General features: G+C 72.3%; 28 protein-coding genes. 24 read left to right on the top strand and 4 right to left on the bottom strand.

All coding sequences use genetic code 11. The annotated features are described in order from the left end of the window. Positions 1-16 precede the first annotated feature (16 nt). A complete protein-coding gene (locus FGD68_RS09205) occupies positions 17-1,150 on the bottom strand; it encodes a glutamate--cysteine ligase (RefSeq protein ID WP_182480886.1) in 1,134 nt (377 codons plus the stop codon). A 273-nt stretch (positions 1,151-1,423) separates the two neighbouring features. Here FGD68_RS09205 and rpsP point away from each other — a divergent pair, with 273 nt between their 5' ends. The 4 genes from rpsP to trmD are packed head-to-tail and all read left to right on the top strand — an operon-like array spanning position 1,424 to position 3,378. Beyond that, positions 1,424-1,837, top strand: coding sequence for a 30S ribosomal protein S16 (gene rpsP, locus FGD68_RS09210; RefSeq protein ID WP_015490055.1), 414 nt, complete (start codon positions 1,424-1,426; stop codon positions 1,835-1,837). A 3-nt stretch (positions 1,838-1,840) separates the two neighbouring features. Next, positions 1,841-2,077 (top strand): RNA-binding protein, encoded by a 237-nt coding sequence (locus tag FGD68_RS09215; RefSeq protein ID WP_012038054.1) that lies wholly within the window; start codon positions 1,841-1,843, stop codon positions 2,075-2,077. Next, a complete protein-coding gene (gene rimM / locus FGD68_RS09220) occupies positions 2,055-2,690 on the top strand; it encodes a ribosome maturation factor RimM (protein WP_104235411.1) in 636 nt (211 codons plus the stop codon). The genes FGD68_RS09215 and rimM overlap by 23 nt, the downstream gene beginning before the upstream one ends. A gap of 1 nt (position 2,691) precedes the next feature. Next, the gene (gene trmD / locus FGD68_RS09225; protein ID WP_119372521.1) at positions 2,692-3,378 is read left to right on the top strand and encodes a tRNA (guanosine(37)-N1)-methyltransferase TrmD; all 687 of its coding nucleotides are present in this window, start codon (positions 2,692-2,694) and stop codon (positions 3,376-3,378) included. Between the two features lie 18 nt (positions 3,379-3,396). On the opposite strand, the gene map is transcribed toward trmD, so the two are convergent. After that, on the bottom strand, positions 3,397-4,164 hold the full coding sequence (map, locus tag FGD68_RS09230) for a type I methionyl aminopeptidase (RefSeq protein WP_119372522.1): 768 nt from the start codon (positions 4,162-4,164) through the stop codon (positions 3,397-3,399). A gap of 70 nt (positions 4,165-4,234) precedes the next feature. On the opposite strand from map, the gene FGD68_RS09235 reads away from it, so the two are divergent. The 9 genes from FGD68_RS09235 (at position 4,235) to FGD68_RS09275 (ending at position 11,702) form a co-directional block, all read left to right on the top strand. Continuing rightward, on the top strand, positions 4,235-4,726 hold the full coding sequence (locus FGD68_RS09235; RefSeq protein WP_119372523.1) for a hypothetical protein: 492 nt from the start codon (positions 4,235-4,237) through the stop codon (positions 4,724-4,726). A 171-nt stretch (positions 4,727-4,897) separates the two neighbouring features. Beyond that, entirely contained in the window at positions 4,898-5,242 is a 345-nt protein-coding gene (gene rplS / locus FGD68_RS09240; RefSeq protein WP_012298189.1) for a 50S ribosomal protein L19, read from the top strand. A gap of 66 nt (positions 5,243-5,308) precedes the next feature. Continuing rightward, the gene (lepB, locus tag FGD68_RS09245) at positions 5,309-6,061 is read left to right on the top strand and encodes a signal peptidase I (RefSeq protein WP_104235407.1); all 753 of its coding nucleotides are present in this window, start codon (positions 5,309-5,311) and stop codon (positions 6,059-6,061) included. Continuing rightward, a complete protein-coding gene (locus FGD68_RS09250) occupies positions 6,061-6,720 on the top strand; it encodes a ribonuclease HII (protein WP_119372524.1) in 660 nt (219 codons plus the stop codon). Before lepB ends, FGD68_RS09250 begins: the two co-directional genes overlap by 1 nt. Positions 6,721-6,794: 74 nt before the next feature. Continuing rightward, positions 6,795-7,118 (top strand): DUF2469 family protein, encoded by a 324-nt coding sequence (locus FGD68_RS09255; RefSeq protein WP_012298192.1) that lies wholly within the window; start codon positions 6,795-6,797, stop codon positions 7,116-7,118. Between the two features lie 111 nt (positions 7,119-7,229). Continuing rightward, complete coding sequence (locus tag FGD68_RS09260) at positions 7,230-7,586, top strand: YraN family protein (protein WP_104235405.1); 357 nt, start codon at positions 7,230-7,232, stop codon at positions 7,584-7,586. After that, on the top strand, positions 7,586-9,142 hold the full coding sequence (locus tag FGD68_RS09265) for a YifB family Mg chelatase-like AAA ATPase (RefSeq protein WP_119372525.1): 1,557 nt from the start codon (positions 7,586-7,588) through the stop codon (positions 9,140-9,142). The genes FGD68_RS09260 and FGD68_RS09265 overlap by 1 nt, the downstream gene beginning before the upstream one ends. 194 nt (positions 9,143-9,336) lie before the next feature. Then, positions 9,337-10,632 carry a DNA-processing protein DprA gene (gene dprA, locus FGD68_RS09270; RefSeq protein WP_119372526.1) on the top strand — a complete coding sequence of 432 codons (1,296 nt, stop codon included), beginning with the start codon at positions 9,337-9,339 and terminating at the stop codon, positions 10,630-10,632. A gap of 161 nt (positions 10,633-10,793) precedes the next feature. After that, positions 10,794-11,702: a tyrosine recombinase XerC gene (locus tag FGD68_RS09275; RefSeq protein ID WP_237609381.1), complete on the top strand. Its 909-nt coding sequence runs from the start codon at positions 10,794-10,796 to the stop codon at positions 11,700-11,702. Between the two features lie 70 nt (positions 11,703-11,772). Here FGD68_RS09275 and FGD68_RS09280 read toward each other — a convergent pair whose 3' ends face one another. Beyond that, positions 11,773-12,324: a murein hydrolase activator EnvC family protein gene (locus FGD68_RS09280; RefSeq protein WP_119373165.1), complete on the bottom strand. Its 552-nt coding sequence runs from the start codon at positions 12,322-12,324 to the stop codon at positions 11,773-11,775. Positions 12,325-12,442: 118 nt separating this feature from the next. Between FGD68_RS09280 and FGD68_RS09285 the strand changes: the two genes are divergently transcribed. From FGD68_RS09285 to FGD68_RS09335, 11 genes are all read left to right on the top strand, one after another. Then, positions 12,443-13,900 (top strand): sugar porter family MFS transporter, encoded by a 1,458-nt coding sequence (locus FGD68_RS09285; RefSeq protein ID WP_119373164.1) that lies wholly within the window; start codon positions 12,443-12,445, stop codon positions 13,898-13,900. Positions 13,901-14,138: 238 nt separating this feature from the next. After that, positions 14,139-15,101 carry a 30S ribosomal protein S2 gene (gene rpsB, locus FGD68_RS09290; RefSeq protein ID WP_119373163.1) on the top strand — a complete coding sequence of 321 codons (963 nt, stop codon included), beginning with the start codon at positions 14,139-14,141 and terminating at the stop codon, positions 15,099-15,101. 110 nt (positions 15,102-15,211) lie between these two features. Beyond that, positions 15,212-16,039 (top strand): translation elongation factor Ts, encoded by an 828-nt coding sequence (gene tsf / locus FGD68_RS09295; protein WP_012038070.1) that lies wholly within the window; start codon positions 15,212-15,214, stop codon positions 16,037-16,039. A 155-nt stretch (positions 16,040-16,194) separates the two neighbouring features. Continuing rightward, a complete protein-coding gene (pyrH, locus tag FGD68_RS09300; RefSeq protein ID WP_043587277.1) occupies positions 16,195-16,911 on the top strand; it encodes a UMP kinase in 717 nt (238 codons plus the stop codon). A 152-nt stretch (positions 16,912-17,063) separates the two neighbouring features. Then, positions 17,064-17,582 carry a ribosome recycling factor gene (frr, locus tag FGD68_RS09305; protein WP_219818150.1) on the top strand — a complete coding sequence of 173 codons (519 nt, stop codon included), beginning with the start codon at positions 17,064-17,066 and terminating at the stop codon, positions 17,580-17,582. Continuing rightward, positions 17,583-18,623 (top strand): phosphatidate cytidylyltransferase, encoded by a 1,041-nt coding sequence (locus FGD68_RS09310; protein ID WP_237609382.1) that lies wholly within the window; start codon positions 17,583-17,585, stop codon positions 18,621-18,623. A 10-nt stretch (positions 18,624-18,633) separates the two neighbouring features. Next, positions 18,634-19,179, top strand: a complete 546-nt coding sequence (locus tag FGD68_RS09315) for a DivIVA domain-containing protein (RefSeq protein WP_104235399.1) — start codon at positions 18,634-18,636, stop codon at positions 19,177-19,179. A gap of 193 nt (positions 19,180-19,372) precedes the next feature. Next, on the top strand, positions 19,373-19,996 hold the full coding sequence (locus FGD68_RS09320; protein WP_237609383.1) for a lytic transglycosylase domain-containing protein: 624 nt from the start codon (positions 19,373-19,375) through the stop codon (positions 19,994-19,996). 65 nt (positions 19,997-20,061) lie between these two features. Next, a complete protein-coding gene (locus tag FGD68_RS09325; RefSeq protein WP_237609384.1) occupies positions 20,062-21,792 on the top strand; it encodes a cation:proton antiporter in 1,731 nt (576 codons plus the stop codon). Between the two features lie 35 nt (positions 21,793-21,827). Then, entirely contained in the window at positions 21,828-22,124 is a 297-nt protein-coding gene (locus tag FGD68_RS09330) for a hypothetical protein (protein WP_043587267.1), read from the top strand. Beyond that, positions 22,121-22,855, top strand: a complete 735-nt coding sequence (locus FGD68_RS09335) for an alpha/beta hydrolase (protein WP_119373542.1) — start codon at positions 22,121-22,123, stop codon at positions 22,853-22,855. Before FGD68_RS09330 ends, FGD68_RS09335 begins: the two co-directional genes overlap by 4 nt. Positions 22,856-22,883: 28 nt before the next feature. Here FGD68_RS09335 and FGD68_RS09340 read toward each other — a convergent pair whose 3' ends face one another. After that, positions 22,884-23,942 carry an AI-2E family transporter gene (locus FGD68_RS09340; protein WP_104235395.1) on the bottom strand — a complete coding sequence of 353 codons (1,059 nt, stop codon included), beginning with the start codon at positions 23,940-23,942 and terminating at the stop codon, positions 22,884-22,886. Positions 23,943-23,965 lie beyond the last annotated feature (23 nt).

Here is a 23,965-nt window from a genome sequence, read left to right on the forward strand (position 1 = left end):
CACAGTCTGCCTCGCGTCACCGGCCCAATCCTGAGCGCAGCTCCTCGACGAGGTGCGTGACCACGGGGGCGAGCGCGCCGTCGTTCTCCTCGGCGACGCGCAGCTGCCGCTGGTAGCTCGCGCCGCGGTCGACGATGTCGAGGATCCCCCGGAGCTCCGCCTCGCAGCCGAGCGCATCCGCGGTGGGTGAGAGGCGCTCCACGAGGTCCCGGGTGTCGTCGCCCACGAGCGCCTCGTCGCCCGCGGCATCCTGGATGATGATCGCGTCCATCCCGTAGCGGGCCGCGCGCCACTTGTTCTCGCGCACGAACCAGGGCTGCATCCTCGGCAGCTCCTCGCCGCGGTCGAGCGTGGCCGACATGTCGTGCACGAGGCACTGGACCAGCGCCGCGAGCGAGGCGATCTCGCCGAGCGTCGAGACGCCGTCGAAGACGCGCGTCTCGAGGGTGCCCCACTTGGGCGCCGGCCGGATGTCCCAGCGCAGCTCGCTGTGGTGGTCGATGACGCCGACGTGGGTCATGTCGCCGACGAGCCGCTCGTAGTCGGCCCAGGTCGTGAGGTCGGGCGGCAGCCCCGCGGTCGGCAGCTGCTGGAACATCAGCGCCCGGTTCGACGCGTACCCCGTCTCCTGCCCCGACCAGAACGGGCTCGACGCGCTGAGGGCCTGGAAGCGGGGGAGGTGGACGAGGAGCGCGTTCAGGATGGGCAGGGCCTTGGACGCGTCGTCGATGCCGACGTGCACGTGCACGCCCCAGATCATCATCTGCCGCCCCCACCACCTGGTGCGGTCGAGCAGCGTCGCGTAGCGCTCGTTGTCGGGCGTGACGTCCTGGTCTGGCCACGCGCTGAAGGGGTGGGTGCCCGCGCACATGAGGTCGATCCCGAGCGGATCCGCGACGTCCACCACCCGCTCGATGAGCCGCGCGAGGTCGTCCACGGCGTGCCCGACGCGCGCGTGCGGCGCGCTGACGACCTCGACCGTGTTGGTGAGGAACTCCCCGGTCACGTGCGGGTGGGCGTCGTCGTGGGGGAAGGAGCGGAGGATCTCCGGGGCGACGCCCGCGAGCTCCCCGGAGCCGCGGTCGACGCACGCGAGCTCCCACTCGATCCCGACGCGGGACGGCGGCTGGTGGGCGAAGTCGATCTGCATGCGGGTCCTGCCGTCCACGGGGTCTCGGGGCGCATGCGCCGGGTGTCGTCCGATCATGCCACGCACCCCGCGGGGCGGCCCGGCGATGACGCCGTGCGGCGCGCCGACCGCGGGGGTCCCGGCCGGGCGCCGCGTCTGCCATAATGATCTGTCGAGTCCGCGATCGTCCGACCCTCTAATCAGGCGCCGCGAGACCCCATCGAACCAATGCCGAGTGTGCCCCCACGCTCACGGCCGTCAGTTCACCCCACACAAAAGAAATTCAGGAGAATTGTGGCTGTCAAGATCCGTCTGAAGCGCCTGGGCAAGATCCGCGCGCCGTACTACCGCATCGTCGTCGCCGACTCGCGCACCAAGCGCGACGGCCGCGTCATCGAGGAGATCGGCAAGTACCACCCCACCGAGGAGCCCTCGTTCATCGAGGTCCAGTCGGAGCGGGCGCAGTACTGGCTCTCCGTGGGCGCCCAGCCCACCGAGCAGGTCGAGGCTCTCCTCAAGCTCACGGGCGACTGGGGTCGCTTCAAGGGCGACAAGGACGCCGTCTCCACCGTCCGCACCCGCGAGGCGAAGCCCGCCTACGTCGCGGACGAGAAGAAGAAGCCGGTCCTCAAGCCGAAGACCGAGAAGGCCGCACCCGCGCCCGAGGCCGCAGCGCCCGAGGCCGAGTCGACCGAGGAGCAGGCCTAGCCCATGCTCGCTCCCGCGCTCGCTCATCTGGTCAAGGGCATCGTCGAGCACCCGGACGACGTCTCCGTGACGAGCAAGGGATCCCCCCGTGGCGAGGTCCTCGAGGTGCGCGTGCACCCCGAGGACCTCGGCCGGGTCATCGGCCGAGCGGGTCGCACCGCGAAGGCCCTCCGGACGCTCGTCTCGGCTCTCGCCGACGGCCAGCGCGTCCGCGTCGATGTGGTGGACACCGATTCCTGAGGACATCGTCCGTGACCCCGCGGCATTCCGCGTGGGCCGGCTGACCAAGGCGCACGGGCTCAAGGGCGCCGTCAAGCTCGAGCTGTTCACGGACGATCCCGACAAGCGGTTCGTCCCGGGCGCCGAGTTCTCGCTCCAGGTGCCCGAGTCCTCGCCGTGGCACGGACGCACGCTCACGCTCACAGAGCTCCGCTGGTACAACAGCCACCCCGTCGGGTTCTTCGACGGCGTCGCCGACCGCACCGCCGCGGAGTCGCTCGCCAAGGCCATCCTCTGGATGACGCCGCCGGCCGACGAGGCCGCCGAGCCCGACGCGTGGTACGACCACCAGCTCGTGGGCCTCAGGGTCCTCCGCGACGGCGTCGAGGTCGGCACCGTCTCCCTCGTCGACCACTTCCCGGCGCAGGATCTGCTCCACGTCGACACGCCCTCGGGCACCGTGCTCGTCCCGTTCGTGCAGGCCATCGTCCCGTCGGTCGACGTGGACGCCGGCACGCTCGTCGTCACGCCCCCGCTCGGCCTCTTCGAGGAGATCCCGGACGAGACGCCGACAGCCGAGCCGACCCCGGCCGAGGCCGCGGAGCCCGCGCCCGAGGCCGACGACGCCCGCTGACATGCGGATCGACATCGTCTCGATCTTCCCCGAGTTCTTCGGGGTGCTCGACATCTCCCTCCTCGGCCGCGCCCGCCAGTCCGGCCTCATCGACCTCCGCCTGCACGACCTGCGCGCCTTCACGCACGACCGGCACCGCACGGTCGACGACACGCCTTACGGCGGAGGCGCCGGCATGGTCATGCGGCCGGAGCCCTGGGGCGAGGCCATGGACGAGGTGCTCGCCGACGACGCGGATCCCGTCGTCATCTTCCCGTCGCCCGCCGGCGAGGTCTTCACGCAGGCCATGGCGCAGGAGCTCTCTGCCGAGCCCCACCTCGCGTTCGGCTGCGGGCGATACGAGGGCATCGACCAGCGCGTCGTCGATCACACCGCGACGCGTGCACGGGTCCGCCTGGTCAGCCTGGGCGACTACGTGCTGAACGGCGGCGAGGTCGCGGTCATGGCGATGATCGAGGCGATCGGCCGCCTCGTCCCCGGCGTCGTCGGGAACCCCGCCAGCCTCGTCGAGGAGAGCCACTCGGACGGCCTGCTCGAGCACCCGAGCTACACGAAGCCCCCCGAGTGGCGCGGACTGGCCGTCCCCGAGGTGCTGCGCAGCGGCAACCACGGAGCGATCGCGACATGGCGGCGCGAGCAGCAGCTCGAGCGCACCCGCCGCGTGCGCCCGGACCTGCTGCCCGAGTGAGCGGACCCGGGCCGCGAGCTAGGAGCGTGCGGTGAGGATCACCGGTCCGTCCTCCGTGATGGCCACGGTGTGCTCCATGTGCGCCCCGCGTGAGCCGTCGGCGCTCCGGAGGGTCCAGCCGTCCTTGTCGGTGTAGATCTCGTCGGTGCTCTGCAGGAACCACGGCTCGATCGCGATGACGAGACCCGGGCGCAACGGCACCCCGCGGTTCGGCCGGCCCTGGTTCGCGATGTGCGGGTCGCCGTGCATCGTGCGCCCGACGCCGTGCCCGCCGAAGTCGGTGTTGACCGAGTAGCCGGCCTCGGTCGCGACGGCGCCGATCGCCGCGGAGATGTCGCCCGTGCGTCCACCGGGCTGCGCCGCCCGGATCCCGGCCTCGAGCGCGGCCGTCGTCACCTCGATGAGGCGGACGTCCTCCGCGCGGGGCGTGCCGACGATCACGCTGACGGCGGAGTCGCTGACCCAGCCGTCGACGGACGCCGCGAAGTCGAGGCTGAGGAGGTCGCCGTCCTGCAGCCGGTAGTCGTGGGGGAGTCCGTGCAGGACGCCGTCGTTGACCGACGTGCACAGCACCTTGCCGAATGGCATGGCGCCGAAGGACGGGTGGTAGTCGATGTAGCAGGACTCCGCGCCGCGCTGGCGGATCATGCGGTGCGCCTCGCGGTCGAGGTCGAGGAGGTTCACGCCGACGTCGGCCTTCGCGGCGAGGGCCGTGAGCACGGAGGCCACGAACTCCCCGGCGGGTCGCATCTGGTCCATCTCGGCGGGGGTTCGCAGTTCCATCACGCGAAGGATCCTACGGGAGCCGGGCTCCGGCCCTCCCGGGGCGCCCAGGATCCGCTCGTAGCATGAGGCCATGCAGCAGTCCCCGGCCCTCGGCCTCCGTCGTGTGCTCTACCGCTGGCAGTTCGCGGCCGTCGTCGTGCTCCCCGCCTGGCTCCTGGTGGGCTGGGCGGCCTTCGGGTCCCGCGGATGGGAGCTCCTCCTCGTGATGCTCGCGGCCGGCGCGCTCGGGATCGCCCTGCTCGCGGCCCTCGGCCTCGTGCTCGCCCGTCGGTCGGTCCGCACCGCCCGGGCCGTGTCCCCGACGGACGGGATAGCCATGGGCGTGCTGACCCTCGCGGTCGTCGGCACCGGCACCTACTCCGTCGTCAGCACCTGGTGCGCGGTCGTCGCGGTGCTCGCCGTCGTCGCGCTCGTCGCCCTGGCCGTCCGGCAGCTGCTCGCGGAGACGCGGCAGCGCATGCAGGAGGTCATCGCGGTCATCGAGCGGGACGCGCAGCCGCGCCCGCCCGAGTGGAGGGCCGCGGAGGGCCCGGACGCCGGGCGCACCATCCGACTGGACTGATCCGTCGTGCGCGGACCCCGCGCTTTGCGCTCGACGCGCCCGAGGTGACAGAATGGGCGATCGTGCCTGCCGTCGACCCTGCCACGGGGGAGTCGGCCACTCATGCGGGCCGTTCCCCTTCCAGACATTGATGCGCAGTCGACCCGTGGCGGTTGCAGAGAGCGGTACACCATGCACATCCTCGATTCCGTCGACAAGGCGTCGCTGCGGTCGGACATCCCCGACTTCCGCGCCGGCGACACGGTCAAGGTCCACGTCAACATCGTCGAGGGCAGCCGCTCGCGGATCCAGGTGTTCCAGGGCATCGTCATCGGCCGTCAGGGCGAGGGCGTCCGCGAGACGTTCTGCGTCCGCAAGGTCAGCTTCCAGGTCGGCGTCGAGCGCACCTTCCCGGTCCACTCCCCGGTCATCGACCACATCGAGGTCGTGACGCGCGGCGACGTGCGCCGCGCGAAGCTGTACTTCCTCCGCGACCTGCGCGGCAAGAAGGCGAAGATCAAGGAGAAGCGCTCCTAGCGCATCCCCACCTGTCATCCCACTGAGCTCCCGGCGCATATGCTTGCCGGGAGCTCAGGCGGTTAAATGACAGACAGCACGGCGCCCATGGAGACGAGATCCTCGGGCAGGCACAGCGGCAACGCGTCGCGTGGATGGAAGACGTTCCTCCGGGACGTCCTCGTCATCTTCGTGGTGGCCCTCCTCGTATCGATCCTGATCAAGGCTTTCCTGATCCGGTCGTTCTACATCCCGTCGTCCTCCATGGAGGACACGCTGCAGATCAACGACCGCATCGTGGTCAACCAGCTCACGCCCCGCTTCGTGCCGCTGGAGCGCGGGGACGTCGTCGTGTTCCGCGATCCGGGTGGGTGGCTCCTCCCGTCGCCCGAGGTCGACAAGCCGCCGCTCGCGGCCGCGGTCGACTGGGCCCTCACCACGGTGGGACTGTCGGCGTCCGACAGCAACGACCACCTCATCAAGCGCCTCATCGGCCTGCCGGGCGACCACGTCGTCTGCTGCAACTCCCTCGGCCAGATGAGCGTCAACGACGTGCCCCTTGACGAGCCGTACCTGAAGCTCGTGCCCGGCGACACGCAGGCATCCGACACCGGATTCGACGTCACCGTCCCCGCCGACTCGCTCTGGGTCATGGGCGACAACCGCGGCAACTCCGCGGACTCGCGCTACAACGTCGACGGCCCCACCAAGGGATTCGTGCCGATCGACCACGTGGTCGGCCGCGCGTTCGTCATCACCTGGCCCATCGACCGCTGGTCCATCCTCAGCGACCACCCCGAGACGTTCGGCGACGTGCCCGACGCGGTCCCCGCCGGTTGATGCCGGTCGCGGATCCCACCCTCGATCTGGAGCACGAGCTCCTCCGCGCGGGTGCCGCCCTCGTGATCGGCTGTGACGAGGTGGGCCGAGGAGCGCTCGCGGGGCCCGTCGCCGTCGGCATGGCCGTGGTGGGGCCGGACGCCGTGGGATTCCCGACCGGCCTCCGTGACTCGAAGATGCTCAGCGAGAAGCGCCGCGAGGAGCTGCACCCGGTCGTCGCCGGGTGGGTCCGGCACTCGGCCATCGGCATGGCCTCCGCGGCCGAGGTGGACGAGCTCGGGATCACGGCCTGCCTCGGCCTCGCCGGACGCCGCGCGCTCGTCGAACTGCACCACGCCGGCGTCCCGCTGCTGGCGAGCGTCGTCCTGCTCGACGGTGCGCACGACTGGCTCACGCCGCACCTCGCCCACCCCGTGCCCGTGCGCCTGCGCGTCAAGGCCGACCGCGACTGCGCCTCGGTGGCCGCGGCCTCCGTGCTCGCCAAGGTGGAGCGCGACCGCATGATGGCCGTCTGGCACGAGGACCTGCCCGAGTACGGGTGGGCGGGCAACAAGGGCTACGGCAGCGCCGCGCACCTCGACGCCATCCGGGCACGCGGTGCCTCGTCCCTCCACCGGCGCACGTGGCTCTCCGGCGTGCTCGGGGACGCCACGCCCTGACGCACGGGGAGGGATGCCCCGGGGCGGCTGCCTCGGCGGAGGGCGGCCCCGCTGGCGGTTAGTATCGACGGACCATGGATGACGACGAGTTCGAGGACTACGACCGCGAGGTGGAGCTCGCGCTCTACCGGGAGTACCGGGACATCGTGTCCCAGTTCAAGTACGTGGTCGAGACCGAGCGGCGCTTCTACCTCGCCAACGAGGTCGAGCTCGTGCGGCGCGACACGGAGCACGACTTCTACTTCGAGCTGAGCATGACCGACGTCTGGGTCTGGGACGTCTACCGCTCGGACCGGTTCGTGAAGTCGGTCCGCGTGCTCACCTTCAAGGACGTGAACGTCGAGGAGCTGTCGGCGAAGGAGTTCGAGCTCCCCAAGGAGCTCGCCATCGACGAGTAGGGCTCCCGACGGGGTCCCTCCCCAGGCGATCGCCCGACGCGCACCGCACGCCCTCGCGGCCCAGGGCCGACCACGCCGCTGCGGTGGCGCATCCTCCTCGCGGAGGTGCGCATGACACGCGAGCAGGACCTGGGACGACGCGGCGAGGAGCTCGCCGCGCAGCATCTGACCGAGCGCGGCTACGCGCTCGTCGAGCGCAACTGGCGGTGCCGCGAGGGCGAGATCGACCTCGTGATGACGCACGCGGGTACGACCGTGCTCGTGGAGGTCAAGACGCGCGCGGGGCTGGGCTACGGGCACCCGCTCGAGGCGGTCACGCGTGCGAAGGCCGCACGGCTGCGGGTCCTCGCGGGCCTGTGGTGCCAGGCGCATCCCGAGCGGCGCGGGCCCGTGCGGATCGACGTCGTGGGAGTGGTCTGGCCCCGGGGCGGGCAGCCGTCGGTCGAGGTCGTCCGGAGCGCCTGCTGATGGCCGTGGGTCGCACGCTCGCCGTGGCCCTCTCCGGCCTCGAGGGAGCCCTCGTCGATGTCGAGGCCGACATCACGAGCCAGCTCCCCGGTTTCGTGCTCATCGGGCTGCCGGACGCCGCGCTCAGCCAGGCGCGCGAGCGGGTCCGCGCCGCGACAGGCAACGCGGGATGCGAGTTCCCGGTCCGCCGGGTCACCGTCAACCTCTCGCCGGCCGTCCTGCCGAAGCACGGCTCCGGCTTCGATCTCGCGATCGCCCTGGCGGTCCTCGCGGCGGGCGGGTCGGTGTCGGCGGAGTCCGTCGCCGGCACGGTGCACCTCGGCGAGCTCGGCCTCGACGGGCGGCTACGGCCGACGCACGGCATACTGCCCGCCGTCCTCGCGGCGCGTCGTGCCGGTGTCCGGCGGGTGATGGTGCCCCGCTGCCACGCGGACGAGGCGTCCCTCGTGCCCGACATGCGCGTCATACCCGTGGCGGGGCTGCGGGATGCCGCGATCCACCACGGAGCCGAGCTCGAGCCGGAGCCGGAGGAGGTCGACGCCATCCCCCTGGCGTCGACGGAGACCGGCCCGTCGCGCGTGCTCGGCGGCGCGGATCCCGCGGAGCCGTGCCTGGGTGACGTGGTCGGCAACGAGGAGGCCGTCGAGGCGCTCGTGGTCGCCGCCGCGGGCGGGCACCACATGTTCCTGCTCGGACCGCCCGGCGCGGGGAAGACGATGCTCGCCCAGCGGCTCCCCGGCCTCCTGCCCGACCTCGACGAGGAGGCCGCGTTGGAGGTCGGCTGCATCCGGTCGCTCTGCGGGGAGCGGCTGGGACCCGAGCTGCCCGTTCGTCCGCCCCTGGAGGCCCCGCACCACACCGCCAGCGCCGCGGGGATCGTGGGCGGCGGCAGCGGCCGCATCCGTCCGGGGGCCGCCGTGCGCGCCAGCGGGGGAGTGCTCTTCCTCGACGAGGCGCCGGAGTTCGCCGGCGCCGTGCTGGACTGCCTGCGGCAGCCGCTCGAGTCGGGCGTCATCAGCATCCACCGGGCCAACGGCGTCGCCCACTTCCCGGGGCGCTTCCAGCTGGTGATGGCGGCCAACCCGTGCCCGTGCGGTTCGTACGGTGTCGCGGGTGCCGACTGCTCGTGCCCGCCCCAGGCTCGCCGGCGCTACCTGGCCAGGCTCTCCGGCCCGCTCATGGACCGCATGGACATCCGACTCGGCGTCCGCCGGGTCACGACGGCCGTGCACCTGGCGGCGGGAGACGCACCCCGCGTGACCACGCGGGCTGCGCGGCTGCGGGTCGCCGCAGCTCGCGCGTCGGCCGCAGAGCGATGGGCCGCGACGCCGTGGCGCACCAACGCCCACGTCTCGGGCACGTGGCTCCGGCGCGAGGCGCGCATCGCCCGCGGCGCGACGGCCTCCCTCGATCGAGCGCTGGACCGCGGGCACCTCACCATGCGCGGCTACGACCGGGTCCTCCGCATCGGGTGGACGCTCGCGGACCTGGAGGGCGCGTCGAGCCCCGACGCGGATCATCTGGGCCGTGCCCTCCTGCTGCGAGGCGCGTCGTGATCGCCGACCACGACGGAGGCGGCGTGGTGGACGACGCGCATGCCTCCGAGGGGGCGGTCCACCCCTCCCCATCCCGCTCGGGAGGCCGAGCGCTGCCCGCGGAAGGGACGCGGAGCAGCATCGCGGGGCCCGACTCGGCACGTGCGCGCGCCGTCGCCCGTCTCGGACTCGCGGCGAGCGATCTCGGGGAGCTGATGGCCGCGCTCCGCCCCGCTGCCGCATGTCCGGGCGTGGACTGGAGCGACGCCGATGCGGAGGAGGTGGCGGCGCGTTGCACGTGGTCCGGCATCGCCGAGCCCGGCGATCGCGTCGCCGGGGCGGTCATCGGCGTGCTCGGCGCCTGCGCGGCGCTGGCCTCCGTGGTCGACGGCTGCTCGGCCGACGCGGTCGTCGGGGCGATGCTCGACGCCGGGCTCCGCCTGGAGTCGGACGGGCGCGCTGCGCTCGTCGGCGAGGTCGACGGGGCGCTGGAACGCTGGCGTCCCCGCGTCGTGCGGACCGAGGCGCTGGCACGGCTCCGTGCCGCGTGCGCGGTCGGCGCGCGCGTGCTGGTGCCCGGGGATGCGCACTGGCCGGCCGGCGCGGAGGACCTGGGGCCGCACGCGCCGCTCGTGCTCTGGTGCACGGGGGCGCCGGCTGCGATGGCCGCGCTCCCGGGGTCCGTGGCGATCGTGGGGGCGCGCGCGGCCACCGGATACGGCGAGCACGTCACCGCTGAGCTGGCCGCCGGTCTCGTCGATCGAGGCGTGGTGGTGGTCTCGGGCGGTGCGTACGGCATCGACGGCGCGGCGCACCGCGCGGCCATCGGGTCGGCGGGGCGCACGGTGGCGTTCCTCGCGGGTGGGGTCGACCGTCTCTACCCGTCCGGTCATACGGAGCTCTTCGCGCGCATGCGCCGCGACGGGGCCGTGGTGTCCGAGCTGCCGTGCGGGGCGTCGCCGACGCGCTGGAGGTTCCTCCTGCGCAATCGCCTCATCGCCGCGGTCAGCGCGGCCACCGTCGTCGTCGAGGCGGGTGCGCGCAGCGGGTCGCTGAACACGGCGAACCACGCGGTCGCGCTGGAGAGGCCGCTCGGGGCCGTGCCGGGCCCGGTGACGAGCGTGTCGTCATCGGGGTGCCATCGTCTCCTCCGCGAGTCCCAGGCGGTGTGCATCACGTCGGCCGACGATGTGATGGAGCTGCTGCCGGGCTGGGGCGGGTCGGGCGCACAGGCCCGTGATCCGGAAGCCCCGCATGCGCCATCTCGCACCGCGCCGAGCCCACCCGACGCCGCCCGCGCGAGCGCGCGCACGGCTGAGGTCCGAGGCGATCCGCGCGTCGTCCGCGTGCTGGACGCCCTCGCCGTCCGACGTGGGCGCGAGACCGCCGACGTCGCGGCACGAGCTGGTCTCGGCCTGGCCGAGACCTCCTCCGTGCTGGGCATGCTCGAGCTCGAGGGAGCGGTGGCTCGACCGGACGGGGGGTGGGTGCGGCGATCCGGATCCCGGTGACGCGCCCGGGCCCCGGACAGACGACCTCGTATCCGCAGGTGAGCCCGCGGCGCGCGGCGCGCGGATCCACGTAGCCTTCGTGGATGGACAGGGTGCGGGTCGACGGCGGACGCGTCGAGGGCGCGGCTGGAGGTCCGCGGTCCTCGCGCGGCGCGGGAGCCATGACTCCGCTCACGGACGACATCGCCGCGTTCGGGACGTCTATGGAGCGGGAGCGGGGGAGCGCCGCCCACACGGTGCGGGCCTACTCCGCCGACCTGCGGGACCTCGCCGCGCACGCGGCCCGCCAGGGCGTCGCGACGTCCGCCGCCCTCGACCTGGAGGTGCTGCGCGACTGGCTGTGGCGCGGGTCCCAGGCGCGGCTGGCGCCCGCGACGCTGGCGCGACGCTCGGCCGCCGTGCGGGGCTTCGGCGCGTGGCTCCTCCGCACGGGCCGCGTCGATGCCGACCCGGCCGTGCGGCTGAAGGCGCCGCGGGCGGGATCGCATCTCCCTCGGGTGCTGGCGCGCGAGCAGATGTCGGCCCTCCTCGCTCGACTCGCCGCACGGGCTGCGGAGGACGACCCCGCCGCGCTCCGGGATCTCGCCGTCATCGAGCTGCTCTACGCGTCCGCGCTCCGGGTCTCCGAGCTGACCGGCCTCGATCTCGGCGATGTCGACGCCTCCCGCCTCACGGTGCGCGTGGTCGGCAAGGGCGATCGCGAGCGGGTAGTTCCGTTCGGAGTCCCCGCCGCCGAGGCGCTCGACGCCTACGTCGCGCGAGGCCGTCCCGGGCTCGTCTCGTCACGGACCGGGTCGGCGCTGTTCCTCGGGGCGCGCGGAGGGCGGCTGGGTTCGCGCGCCGTCTACGGCCTCGTGGCCTCCCTGCTCGCGGACATCCCCGGATCGGGGCCGCAGGGGCCGCATGCCCTCCGGCACACGGCGGCGACGCACCTGCTCGACGGCGGAGCGGATCTCCGCACCGTGCAGGAGATGCTCGGCCACGCGAGCCTCGGGACGACGCAGATCTACACGCACGTGTCGATCGAGCGGTTGCAGCGCAGCTACGAGGGTGCCCACCCGCGCGCCTGACCCGCACCGGCGGGTGCGCGACCGGATCGAGCGCGCGCTCCCTCCGGAGACGCCCGGGCCGGGGCCGGCTTCAGGGATCCAGGGGCAGCAGCACCGCGTGCTGCAGGGCGGCGAGCAGCAGGGCCGGATCCACGTAGTCGCCGTGCAGGCGCGCCCCGAGGTGCAGCCCGCCGTCGGGCTCGTGGCGAGGCGACGCGGCGAGCGTGCCGATGACCTGCCCGGCAACCACCGCGTCGCCCGCTGCGACCAGTGGGACGACCGGCTCGACGGAGGACACGTAGCCGTCCGCGTGCCGGATGCTCACGACCGGGCGATCCACGACCATGCCGGCGAAGGAGACGGTGCCCGCGGCCGGAGCGCGGACCTCGCCGCCGGGGGAGACAGCGATGTCGATGCCCCGGTGGCCAGGACCGTACGCCGTGGTCGGCGCCTGGAACGGACGCGTGACCTGATGCGGCGGATCGACCGGCCACTCCCATCGCGGCGTCGCGGCGTCGGATGACGAGGCAGGCGGCGGATCCGCCGACGCGCGTGCGGTGCGGCCCGGCGTCGTCCCGCCGACGAGCAGCCCCACCACGAGCGCCGCCGCGCACGCCTTCCGTCGTGCCGTACCGCCGCGCATGCGCATCCCCCTCCCCGGCGGACGCGTCCCGGCCTCCGGTCCGCCGCATCATGCCCCCTGCGACGCCGGCTCCTCGCCGGGTGCCCGCCCCGGCGGAGAAGTGGCAGAGTGGTCCGTTGTGAACGAGACGACGACCCCTCAGGATGACAAGAAGCTCCAGCGACGCGCGATCGGCCTGGCCGTCTCGGCCGCGGTGGGGGGCTTCCTCTTCGGGTTCGACTCCTCGGTCATCAACGGCGCGGTCTCCGCGATCCAGGGTCGGTTCGAGCTGAGCGAGACGCTCATCGGCTTCGCGGTCGCGAGCGCCCTCCTCGGCTGCGCGCTCGGCGCCTACCTCGCGGGTCGCATCGCCGACCGCTTCGGACGCCGCTGGACCATGATCGCGGGGGCGTTCTTCTTCTTCATCAGCGCCTTCGGCTCCGGCTTCGCGTTCAGCGTCTGGGACCTCACGATCTGGCGCGTCATCGGCGGCCTCGGCATCGGCATCGCGTCGGTCGTCGCCCCCGCGTACATCGCCGAGATCTCGCCGAAGCTCCTCCGCGGCCGCCTCGCGTCGCTGCAGCAGCTCGCGATCACGCTCGGCATCTTCACGGCGCTCCTCTCTGACGCCGTCTTCGCCGCCGCCGCGGACGGTGCCTCCGAGGAGTTCTGGTTCGGTCTCGAGGCGTGGCGCTGGATGCTCCTCGTCTGCGCCATCCCCGCGATCGTCTACGGCTTCCTCGCGTACCGCCTGCCCGAGTCGCCGCGCTTCCTGGTCGAGAAGGGCCGCAAGGACGAGGCGCAGTCGATCCTCGCGAGTGTCTGGAAGCAGGAGGACATCGACCGCGCGAGCCGCGACCTCGAGCGCCAGATCGAGGAGGACCGCGTCGCGAAGCGCACCGGCACCCTCCGCGGGAACAAGCTCGGCCTGCAGGGCATCGTCTGGATCGGCATCATCCTGTCCGTGTTCCAGCAGTTCGTCGGCATCAACGTCATCTTCTACTACTCCACGACGCTCTGGCAGGCCGTCGGCTTCGACGAGAGCCAGTCGCTCCTCACCTCGGTGATCACGGCTGTCACGAACGTCGCCGTCACCTTCATCGCCATCGCGCTCGTCGACCGCATCGGCCGCCGCCCGATCCTCCTGTCCGGCTCGCTGGCCATGGCCGTGTCCCTCGCCGTGATGGCGATCTGCTTCAGCCAGTCGTCGACCGTCGACGGCGACGTGGCCCTGCCGCAGCCCTTCGGCGTCATCGCGATCATCGCCGCCAACGTCTTCGTCATCGGCTTCGGCGCCTCGTGGGGTCCGCTCGTCTGGGTGCTGCTCGGCGAGATCTTCCCGAACCGGATCCGCGCCAAGGCCCTCGGCGTCGCCGCCATGGCCCAGTGGATCGCGAACTTCGTCATCACCGTGTCTTTCCCGGCGCTGTCCGCCTTCTCGCTGCCCTTCACCTACGGCATGTACGCCGCGTTCGCCGCGCTGTCCTTCGTCTTCGTGCTCACGAAGATCCCGGAGACCAACGGGATGTCGCTCGAGGAGGCCGAGACGCTCTTCGTCGACAAGCCCAGGAAGCGCGCCAAGGCCGCGCGCGCCTGATCCGTCGCGCCGCCACGTCGATCCTCCGGCGGGTGGTACCATCGACCAGCACCCGATCCAGGTCGGGTGACTACGCGTGCCCATCAGGCCGCCGCATCCACTCGGTCTCCTCGTGGCGATGATCCCTGTCGCCGAAGGGGCGGATGCGCGCCGGGCACCAGGATCAGCGGTCGTCCCGACCGCCGAGCGAACCGACGAGGCGCGCCGCGACAGCGCGCGCCGGAACAGGAGTACGGCCATGGCCGTCGTCACCATCCGCCAGCTGCTCGACTGCGGCGTCCACTTCGGTCACCCGAAGACGCGCTGGAACCCGAAGATGAAGCGCTTCATCTTCACCGAGCGCTCCGGCATCTACATCATCGACCTGCAGCAGTCGCTTGCCCTCATCGACAAGGCGTACGACTTCGTCAAGGAGACGGTCGCCCACGGCGGCACCATCCTCTTCGTCGGCACCAAGAAGCAGGCGCAGGAGTCCATCGCCGAGCAGGCGCAGCGCGTCGGCCAGCCCTACGTCAACCAGCGCTGGCTGGGTGGTCTGCTGACCAACTTCCAGACCGTGCACAAGCGCCTCAACCGCCTCAAGGAGCTCGACCTCGTCGACTTCGACGACACGACGCGCGGCTTCACCAAGAAGGAGCTCCTCATCCAGCGTCGCGAGCGCGACAAGCTGGAGAAGAGCCTCGGCGGGATCCGGAACCTGACCAAGACGCCGTCGGCGATGTGGGTCGTGGACACCAAGAAGGAGCACCTCGCGATCGACGAGGCGCGCAAGCTCGGCATCCCCGTCATCGGCATCCTCGACACCAACTGCGACCCGGACGAGGTCCAGTACCCGATCCCGGGCAACGACGACGCGATCCGCTCCGTCGCGCTGCTGACGCGCATCATCGCCGACGCCGCGGCCGAGGGCCTCATCCAGCGTCACCAGAAGCCCGACGCCGAGGGCTCCGCTCCGGCCGAGCCGCTGGCCGACTGGGAGCGCGAGCTGCTCGAGCAGGGCGACGCCGCCAAGGCCGAGCTGCCCGTCGAGGAGAACGACGTCGACGCCGAGGTCTCCGCCAAGAACGAGGCGAAGTCCGAGGACGAGGTCCCCGGCCCCGTGCACGCCCCCGAGTCCGACGACGCCACCGAGGCGAAGATCGAGGCCGAGGCGACCGAGGCCGAGGCAGCGCCCGCCGCGACGGCCACGGTCTCCGAGTAGTCCGACCACACGCATCATCCCGACGGGCGGGCGCGGGTTCCGCGCCCGCCCGTCGGGCACTCACCTCCGGGAGACCCCCGGATCACCACCTACAGAAGGAGTCCATGAGCATGGCGAACTTCACTGCCGCTGACGTCAAGGAGCTGCGCGACCGCCTCGGCGCCGGCATGATGGACAGCAAGAACGCGCTGGTCGAAGCAGACGGCGACATCGAGAAGGCCATCGAGATCCTGCGCCTCAAGGGCCAGAAGGGCAACGCCAAGCGCGGCGACCGCTCCACCGCCGAGGGCCTCGTCGCCGCGTCCACGCAGGACGGCGCCGCCACCCTCATCGAGCTCGCGTGCGAGACCGACTTCGTCGCCAAGAACGACAAGTTCATCGCGCTGTCCGAGTCCGTCCTCGCCGCCGTCGTCGCGGCCGGCGCGTCCACCGTCGAGGAGGCCCTCCAGGCCCCCGCGGGCGAGCAGACCGTCGACCAGCTGATCAGCGACCAGGCCGCGATCCTCGGCGAGAAGATCGCGCTCCGCCGCGTCGCCCGCCTCGCCGGCGAGCACCAGGAGGTCTACCTCCACCGCACGTCGAAGGACCTCCCGCCCCAGGTCGGCGTCGTCGTCGACTACAGCGGCACGGACGCCGAGACCGCGCGCAGCATCGCCCAGCACATCGCGTTCGCCAACCCGGAGTACCTCGCGCGCGAGGACGTCCCGGCGGACAAGGTCGAGGCCGAGCGCGCCATCGTCACCGAGATCTCGCGCAACGAGGGCAAGCCCGAGGCCGCCCTGCCGAAGATCATCGAGGGTCGCCTCACCGGCTTCTTCAAGCAGGTCGCGCTCCTCGAGCAGGACTACGCGAAGGACAACAAGCAGTCCGTGAAGAAGGTCGTCGAGGCCGCTGGCCTCACGGTCACCGGCTTCGCCCGCTTCAAGGTCGGCGCCTAGCACCACCACGGGGAGCCCGGGTCGCATGCGACCCGGGCTCCCTTCTCCATGTCCGGTCGGGGCGGCCGCGAGGCGCCGCCGTCCCCGCCGGGCGTCACAGTAGATTGGACCGGGGCCGGATCCGGCGACCGGAACGCGAGGACGGGAACAGCACCATGACCGATCAGACCACCACCCGCCGCGTCCTCCTCAAGCTCTCCGGGGAGTCCTTCGGCGGCGGCCAGATGGGCGTCGACCCGGACGTCGTCAGCGCGCTCGCGCGGGAGATCGCCGAGGCCGCGAAGACCGTCGAGGTCGCCATCGTCGTCGGCGGCGGCAACTTCTTCCGCGGCGCGCAGCTGTCGCAGCGCGGCATGGACCGCGGTCGCGCCGACTACATGGGCATGCTCGGCACCGTCATGAACGCCCTCGCCCTGCAGGACTTCCTCGAGCAGGCCGGCGCCGCCACGCGCGTCCAGTCCGCCATCTCGATGACCCAGGTCGCCGAGCCGTACATCCCGCGCCGCGCCGTCCGGCACCTCGAGAAGGGCCGCATCGTGATCTTCGGCGCCGGTGCCGGTCTTCCCTACTTCTCGACCGACACCGTGGCCGCGCAGCGCGCCCTCGAGATCCAGGCCGTCGAGGTCCTCGTCGCGAAGAACGGCGTCGACGGCGTCTACACGGGCGACCCGCGCACGGACTCGTCCGCCACGCTCCTCGACACCGTCACCTACCAGGACGCCCTGCAGCGCGGCCTCAAGGTCGTCGACTCGACCGCCTTCAGCCTCTGCATGGACAACGACATGAAGATGGTCGTCTTCGGGATGGAGCCGGGCGGCAACGTCACCCGCGCGATCCGGGGCGAGCGCATCGGCACCATCGTCTCCAACTGACGGACGGCGCTCCGCCGGCGGCCCCGACGGGCCGAGTCGCGGCCGGAGCGCCTCGCCATCCGCGTTAAGATCGACCGGGCGCCCACCGCGCCCGCGCTACCGAAGGAGAACCCGTGACCGTCGCCGAAGTCCTCGCAGATGCCCGAGACCGGATGGACAAGGCCGTCGAGGCGGTGAAGGAGGACTTCGGGAGCGTGCGCACGGGTCGTGCCAACCCCGCCCTCTTCCAGAAGGTGATGGTCGAGTACTACGGCAGCCCGACGCCGCTCGGCCAGCTCGCGAGCATGAACAACCCCGAGGCGCGCACCCTCATCGTCACGCCCTACGACAAGACGGCCCTCAAGGAGATCGAGAAGGCCCTCGTCAACGTCCCGAACCTCAGCGCCACGGTCGGCAACGACGGCGAGATGGTCCGGCTCACGCTCCCCGAGCTCACGGAGGACCGCCGCAAGGAGTTCGTCAAGATCGTCCGCGGCAAGGCGGAGGAGGGGCGTGTCAGCGTCCGCAACATCCGCCGCCGCTCCAAGGACGAGCTGGACGCCCTCAAGGGCGAGGTCGGCGACGACGAGGTCGCGCGCGGCGAGAAGGAGCTCGAGGCCCTCACCAAGACGCACACCGACCAGGTCGACGACGCGCTGAAGCGCAAAGAGACCGAACTCCTCGAGGTCTAGGTGGCCAGCCCCGAGGATCCCGCCGAGCGGGCGCCCGTCGTGCCGCCCGCGTCGGGGACCGACGGCGCTCCGCGGATCCGGCGGCACCGCGGCCGCGTGACGCGCGCCGAGTTCGAGGCGCAGGTGCAGGCCACGCGTGCCGACCTGACGGCGCAGGTCCGGGCGACCCGCGCCTCGCTCGAGGCCACGAACGACCGCATCAACGCCCGCACGGGGCGCAACCTGCTCTTCGCGGTGAGCGTCGGGCTCCTCCTCGGCGGGGTGGTGCTCGTGAGCCTCGTCGTCGTCAAGCAGCTCTTCCTGGTCATCGCCGTCGCCCTCGTCGCGTTCACCGCCTACGAGCTCGCCACCGCGCTCCGCCAGGCCGGCCGCCGCGTGCCACGCGTGGGCTCGGTGATCGCGGTCGTCGCGCTCATGCCCATCACGTACTTCGGCCGGCCCGACGGGCAGTGGCTGGGCCTCCTCGGGGCCATGGCCTTCGTCGCGCTCTGGCGCGTGGTGGAGCAGGCGCTGCCCGCCCGGCGGACGTCCGCCCGCGCGGTCGTCGGCGACATCGGCTCGAGCGTCTTCCTGCTCGCCTACGTGGGGCTGCTCGGATCGTTCGCCGTGCTGCTCACCGCGGGCGACGGCGGCGAGTGGTGGACCCTCGCCTTCCTCATCCTCGTGGTGTGCTGCGACACCGGCGCCTACGTCGCCGGGCTCAACTTCGGCAAGCACCCCATGGCGCCCACGATCAGCCCGAAGAAGACGTGGGAGGGCTTCGCCGGCGCGGTCGTCGCCGCGGTGCTCGCCGGGATCCTGCTCTCGGTGTTCATGATCCAGCAGGAGTGGTGGTTCGGCGTCGTCCTCGGCCTCGTCATCGTGGTCACCGCGACCCTCGGCGACCTGGCCGAGTCGCTGATCAAGCGCGACCTCGGCGTCAAGGACATCAGCTCCTGGCTGCCCGGCCACGGCGGGTTCCTCGATCGCCTCGACTCCGTGCTGCCGTCGGCCGCGGTGGCCTATGCGCTGTTCCTCATCGTCACGGGAGCTTCCTCGTAGGATGTCCCGGATGACCACCACCTTCCCGAGCGCCGGGCGCCGCGAGCGCGGCTACGACCCGGACCAGGTCGACGCCTTCCTGCGCGACGCGCGCCGTTGCTACGACGACGAGGCCGACCGCTCGCTGACCTCCGAGACCATCCGCCGGGTGTCCTTCGACATGCGCCGCGGGGGCTACTCGGCCGCCGCCGTGGATCGCGTGCTCGAGCGCCTGGAGGACGCCTTCGCCGTCCGGGAGCGCGACCGCACGGTGGCACGGGTCGGCGCGGACGCGTGGAACGCGGAGGCCAGGCGGGCGGCGCAGGAGATCCTCGACCGGGTCAGCCGGCCGTCGGGGGAGCGGTTCGACCGGGCGGGGTTCCTGACCACCGGGTACGACCGCCGCGAGGTGGACCGGTTCGCGGACCGGGTCGCGAAGTACTTCCGCGGCACCAAGCCCATGAGCGTCGACGACGTGCGCACGGTGGCCTTCCACCCGCGCCGCGGCGGCTACCGCGAGGCGCAGGTCGACCTGCTGCTGGACGCCGTCATCGACGTCATGAACGCCGTCCGCTGATCCCCGCACCTCTCATCCCCAGCACGATCCGCCTGGCAGGACGCCCCCGATCCGGTCCGGGAGTCGCCATACGGGTAACGGTTGGGTAAAGTCGTCCGGAGCCATGGGTAGACACACGAACGATCTCGCTCCTCGCCAGCCGCTCACGACCGCTCCGAGGGCCGTCCCCCGACGGCGCTCCGCGTTCTCGCGCGTGGCCGCCCCCACCATCGCCTTCGGCGCCGCTGCCGCGTTCATGCTCGTCAACGTCGTGGATCCCACGTCCGGCGCGGTCGCGAACCCGCAGTACCAGGAGTACCAGGCCACGGTCGCCCAGCTGGCCCGCGCCGACGCGCAGTCCATCTCGGTGACCACGGCCGACACGGCCGTGGAGATCGAGCCCGGCTTCGAGTCCGTCGCGGCCCCGCCGCCCCCGCCTCCCGTCGAGACCCCGTCGCCGTCGACCGGGTCGGGTTCCAGCGGGAAGTCGTCCGGCTCCGGCTCCAGTGGCGGCGGCGGCGCCATCGCCATCCCGGATCCGGGGAGCGCCAAGGGCATCGCGCGCAGCATCCTCGCCTCGCAGGGGATGGGCGACGACCAGTACGCGTGCCTCGACTACCTCTGGACCAAGGAGTCCGGCTGGCGGGTGAACGCGTACAACCCCAGCGGTGCCTACGGCATCCCGCAGGCCCTCCCCGGCAGCAAGATGGCGTCCGCCGGTCCCGACTGGCAGACGAACCCGGCCACGCAGATCACGTGGGGCCTCGGCTACATCGACTCGCGGTACGGCTCGCCGTGCGGCGCGAAGGCGCACAGCGTCCTCAAGAACTGGTACTGACGACCGCACCTGACCCGGCGGTGACGGTGCCTCGGGTGCCCGTCCCGTCGGGCTAGCCTCTGAGCATGGACTACGCGGCTCTCGGCGTCGCCGGGATCGCGACCCTCGTGGCCGTCACGCTCCTGGCGCGGCGCATCGGCGTGGCCACGCCCCTGGTCCTCGTGCTCGTCGGGGTCGGGATCTCCTACCTCCCGGGCGTGCCGCCGGTCGAGGTGCCGCCCGAGCTGATCCTCGCGGGCGTCCTGCCGCCGCTCCTGTACGGCGCGGCCGTGACGGTGCCGCTCGTGGACCTCAGGCGCAACCTCCGCACGATCGTCAGCCTCTCGGTCGTGCTGGTGCTCGTGTCGGCCTTCGGGATCGGCCTGCTCCTCTACGCGCTCTTCCCGAACCTGTCCTTCGCCGGCGCGCTGGCCCTCGGCGCCGTGGTCAGCCCGCCCGACGCCGTGGCCGCGACGAGCATCGCGCGCCGGCTCGGCCTGCCGCCGCGCCTCGTCACCGTCCTGGAGGGCGAGGGCCTCGTGAACGACGCGACGGCGCTCGTCCTGCTGCGCACCTCGATCGCGGCCGTCGGCGCCTCCGTCGACCTGTGGCAGGCCGCGGGCGGCTTCGTGCTCTCCGCGGTGGGTGCCCTCGCCATAGGCGTGACCGTCGGCGTCGTCACCACCGAGGTGCGTCGACGGCTCGACGACCCCGTCCTCGACACCGCGATCTCCTTCGCCGTGCCGTTCGTGGCCTTCATCCCCGCGGAGGAGGTCGGGGCGTCCGGCGTCCTCGCGGTGGTGGCGGCCGGCATCTGGTCGGGTCATCGGAGCGCCTCGACCCTGTCGGCGCAGTCGCGCATCAACGAGCGGCTGAACTGGCGGACCGTGCTGTTCCTCCTCGAGAACGGCGTCTTCCTCGTGATGGGCCTGGAGCTCCGGGACATCATCGACGAGGTGCGCGAGGCCGACTTGGGCGTGGGCACGGCGGTGGCCTACGGGATCCTCACGCTCGTCGTGCTGACGCTCATCCGCTTCGGCTTCCTGGTGCCGCTGCTGCTGGGTCTCCGGCGGCACGAGGAGCACGTCGCGGCGCGCACGCGTCGGGTGCGTCGGGGGCTCGAGCGGCTCCGCCGGGAGCGCGGCGACGATCGTCCGTCCCGGCGGGAGCGGGCCGCCGCGCGGATCCTCCGACGACGCCGGGCCGACCTGCAGGCCCTCCGCTCGCAGGGGCTCGGCTGGCGCGGCGGGCTCGTGCTCGGCTGGGCGGGCATGCGCGGCGTGGTGACCCTCGCGGCGGCGCAGTCGCTGCCGTCGGGGACGCCGTACCGCGCGCAGCTCGTGCTCATCGCCTTCACGGTCGCGATCGTCTCGCTGCTCGTCAACGGCGGGACGCTGCCCGCGGTCATCCGGCTGAGCGGGATCCGCGGCAGCGACGCCGTCGAGGACCAGCGGCAGCTCGCGGAGCTCGTCTCCGAGCTGGCCGCGGCGGGGATCCGCGCCGTCGAAGAAGGCGTCCGGCAGCTGCCGGAGGGGACGACGGTGGACGACGATGTCGTCGAGCGGGTTCGCCGCGACACGGCGCTGAAGGCCGAGTGGGTGATGGAGCGCGCGGACGCCATGGCGGCGGACGACGACGCGCCCCTCAGCCCCCGCGCCGCGTACCTGATGCTCCGACGACACGTCCTGGACGCCGAGCGCGCGGCCCTGCTCGAGGCGCGCGGTACGGGGGAGCACCCGTCCCGCGTGCTCGCTCGGGCGCAGCGCATGCTCGACCAGGAGGAGGCCCGCCTCGGTCGCCAGGCGGACGCCGGCTGACCGGACCCGCACGCGACGCCGCCTAGGATCGGATCATGCCGCGCAGCAATCGACCCCGGGGGAGACGCGCGCGTGAGGAGGACGACGAGGACGTGCTCACGCGCCTCCTCAGCGGCTCGCAGCACACCGAGACCCGCCGCGGCCGCGTCTGGAACGTGCAGCCCGTGTCGGCGGCGCGTGCCCTCAAGGTCTACCGCTGCCCCGGTTGCACCCTCGACATCGAGCCCGGCCACGCGCACGTGGTGGCCTGGCGCGCCGACGGCATGATGGGCGAGCAGAGCGACCTCGCCGCCCGCCGCCACTGGCACACCCACTGCTGGAAGGTCTCATGACGGACACCGCGCCCCGCCCCATCACCAGCTCCACCGAGCTGCCCGCTCGACGGGAGGACGTCGAGCTCGTGACCGCCGACGGCCTGCGGCTCGTGGGCGAGCTCGCGCTGCCCGCCGACCGGGATCCTGTGGCGACGCTCGTGACGCTGCACCCGCTGCCCACGGCCGGCGGCTTCATGGACTCGCACGTCCTCCGGAAGGCCGCGCTCCGCCTGCCCGCGATGGCCGGGCTCGCGGTGCTGCGCTTCAACACGCGCGGCACGACGTCCGCGCGCGGCACGAGCGACGGCGCGTTCGACGGCGGGGACGCCGAGCGGCTCGACCTGGCCGCCGCGATGGACCTCGTGGCGGCGCGCGGCCTGCCCGCCCCGTGGATCGTCGGCTGGTCCTTCGGCACCGAGATCGCGCTGAAGCACGGTCGTGCGCACCCGATCGAGGGCGCGATCCTGCTGTCGCCGCCCCTGCACCGCGCGACGGCCGACGAGGTGGCCGCGTGGCACGGCGATCCTCGTCGTCTCGTGATCCTCGTGCCGGAGCACGACGACTTCCTGCAGCCGGCCGAGGCGCGCGAGCGCTTCGGGTCCGTGCCGGAGGCCGAGCTCATCGCGGTGGAGGGCGCCAAGCACCTGTGGGTGGGGGAGACGCAGGTCTCGCGCGTGCTCACGGAGATCGTGCGCACGGTGGCACCCGGCGCGCTGCCGCTGCCGACGGAGTGGCCGATCGCGCGCTGAGCGCGCGAAGGACCCCCGCGAGCCGCGGTCAGCGCTCGTTCTGCAGCGGGACCGCGACCTGGCGGATGATGAGCAGCACCGCGGCAGCCACCGGCACCGCGATGAGTGCGCCGAGCACCCCGAGCAACGTCCCTCCCGTGAGCGCCGCGATGACCACCACGACACCGGGCACCTTGACGGCCCGGTTCATGATGTTCGGGCTCAGGACGTACGCCTCGATCTGCATGTAGACGAGGTAGTAGATCGCCACGGCGATCCACGTGTTCATCGACTCCGGCAGCAGCACGATCTGGCCGAGCACGATGAGCGCCGAGCCCGTGATCGTGCCCACGAGCGGCAGCAGCGAGAACAGGAACGCGATGAACGCCCAGACCGCGGGCAGCGCTGCCCCGACGATGCTGAGGTAGACGAAGCTGAGCACGCCGTTGCAGAGCGCGAGCCCTACCTGGCCCATGACGTAGCGGCCGACCGACTGCGTGATCTGCTCAGCGATGTCGGCGAAGCGCGCCCGGCGCGTGGCCGGCACGAGCTTGTACAGGCCGCTCTTGAAGGAGTTGAGCGAGGCCGTGAAGTACATCGTGAGGATCACGACGATCACGAGGCCGAAGAGGAAGTTCCCGATCGTGAAGGCGACGGTGAGGACGTTGCCCGTGATGGTCGCCACGTTCGAGGCGTTGGAGAGGTACTGGACGAGCTGGTCGGCGCCGGTCTGCACGTCGAAGACCTCGCGCGGCACGAACGACTGCAGGTTCTCGATGAACTGGTCGCCGCTCACGCTCTGCGCGTACTGCACGATCTGGGTGACGAGGGCGCTCGCCTGGTTCACGACGACGGGGATGACCGCCAGCAGCACGCCGGCGAGGGAGCCGAGCAGCACCAGGAAGATGACGAGGATCGCGACCGGGCGCGGGACGCCCTTGCGCTCGAGGAAGGTCACGAGCGGGTCGATGCCGAGGGCCAGGAAGATCGCCGTGCCCACGTAGGTGAGGACGGTGCCGAGCGACACGAGCGCGCCGCCGATGACGAGGGCGGTGAGCACGCCGAGACCGGCCAGGAGGCCGAGGCGGTAGGGGTTCTGGATCTTCACGTCTCAGGGCTTCTCGAGTCGGC

Source organism: Clavibacter californiensis (assembly GCF_021952865.1).
Taxonomy (GTDB): domain Bacteria; phylum Actinomycetota; class Actinomycetes; order Actinomycetales; family Microbacteriaceae; genus Clavibacter; species Clavibacter californiensis.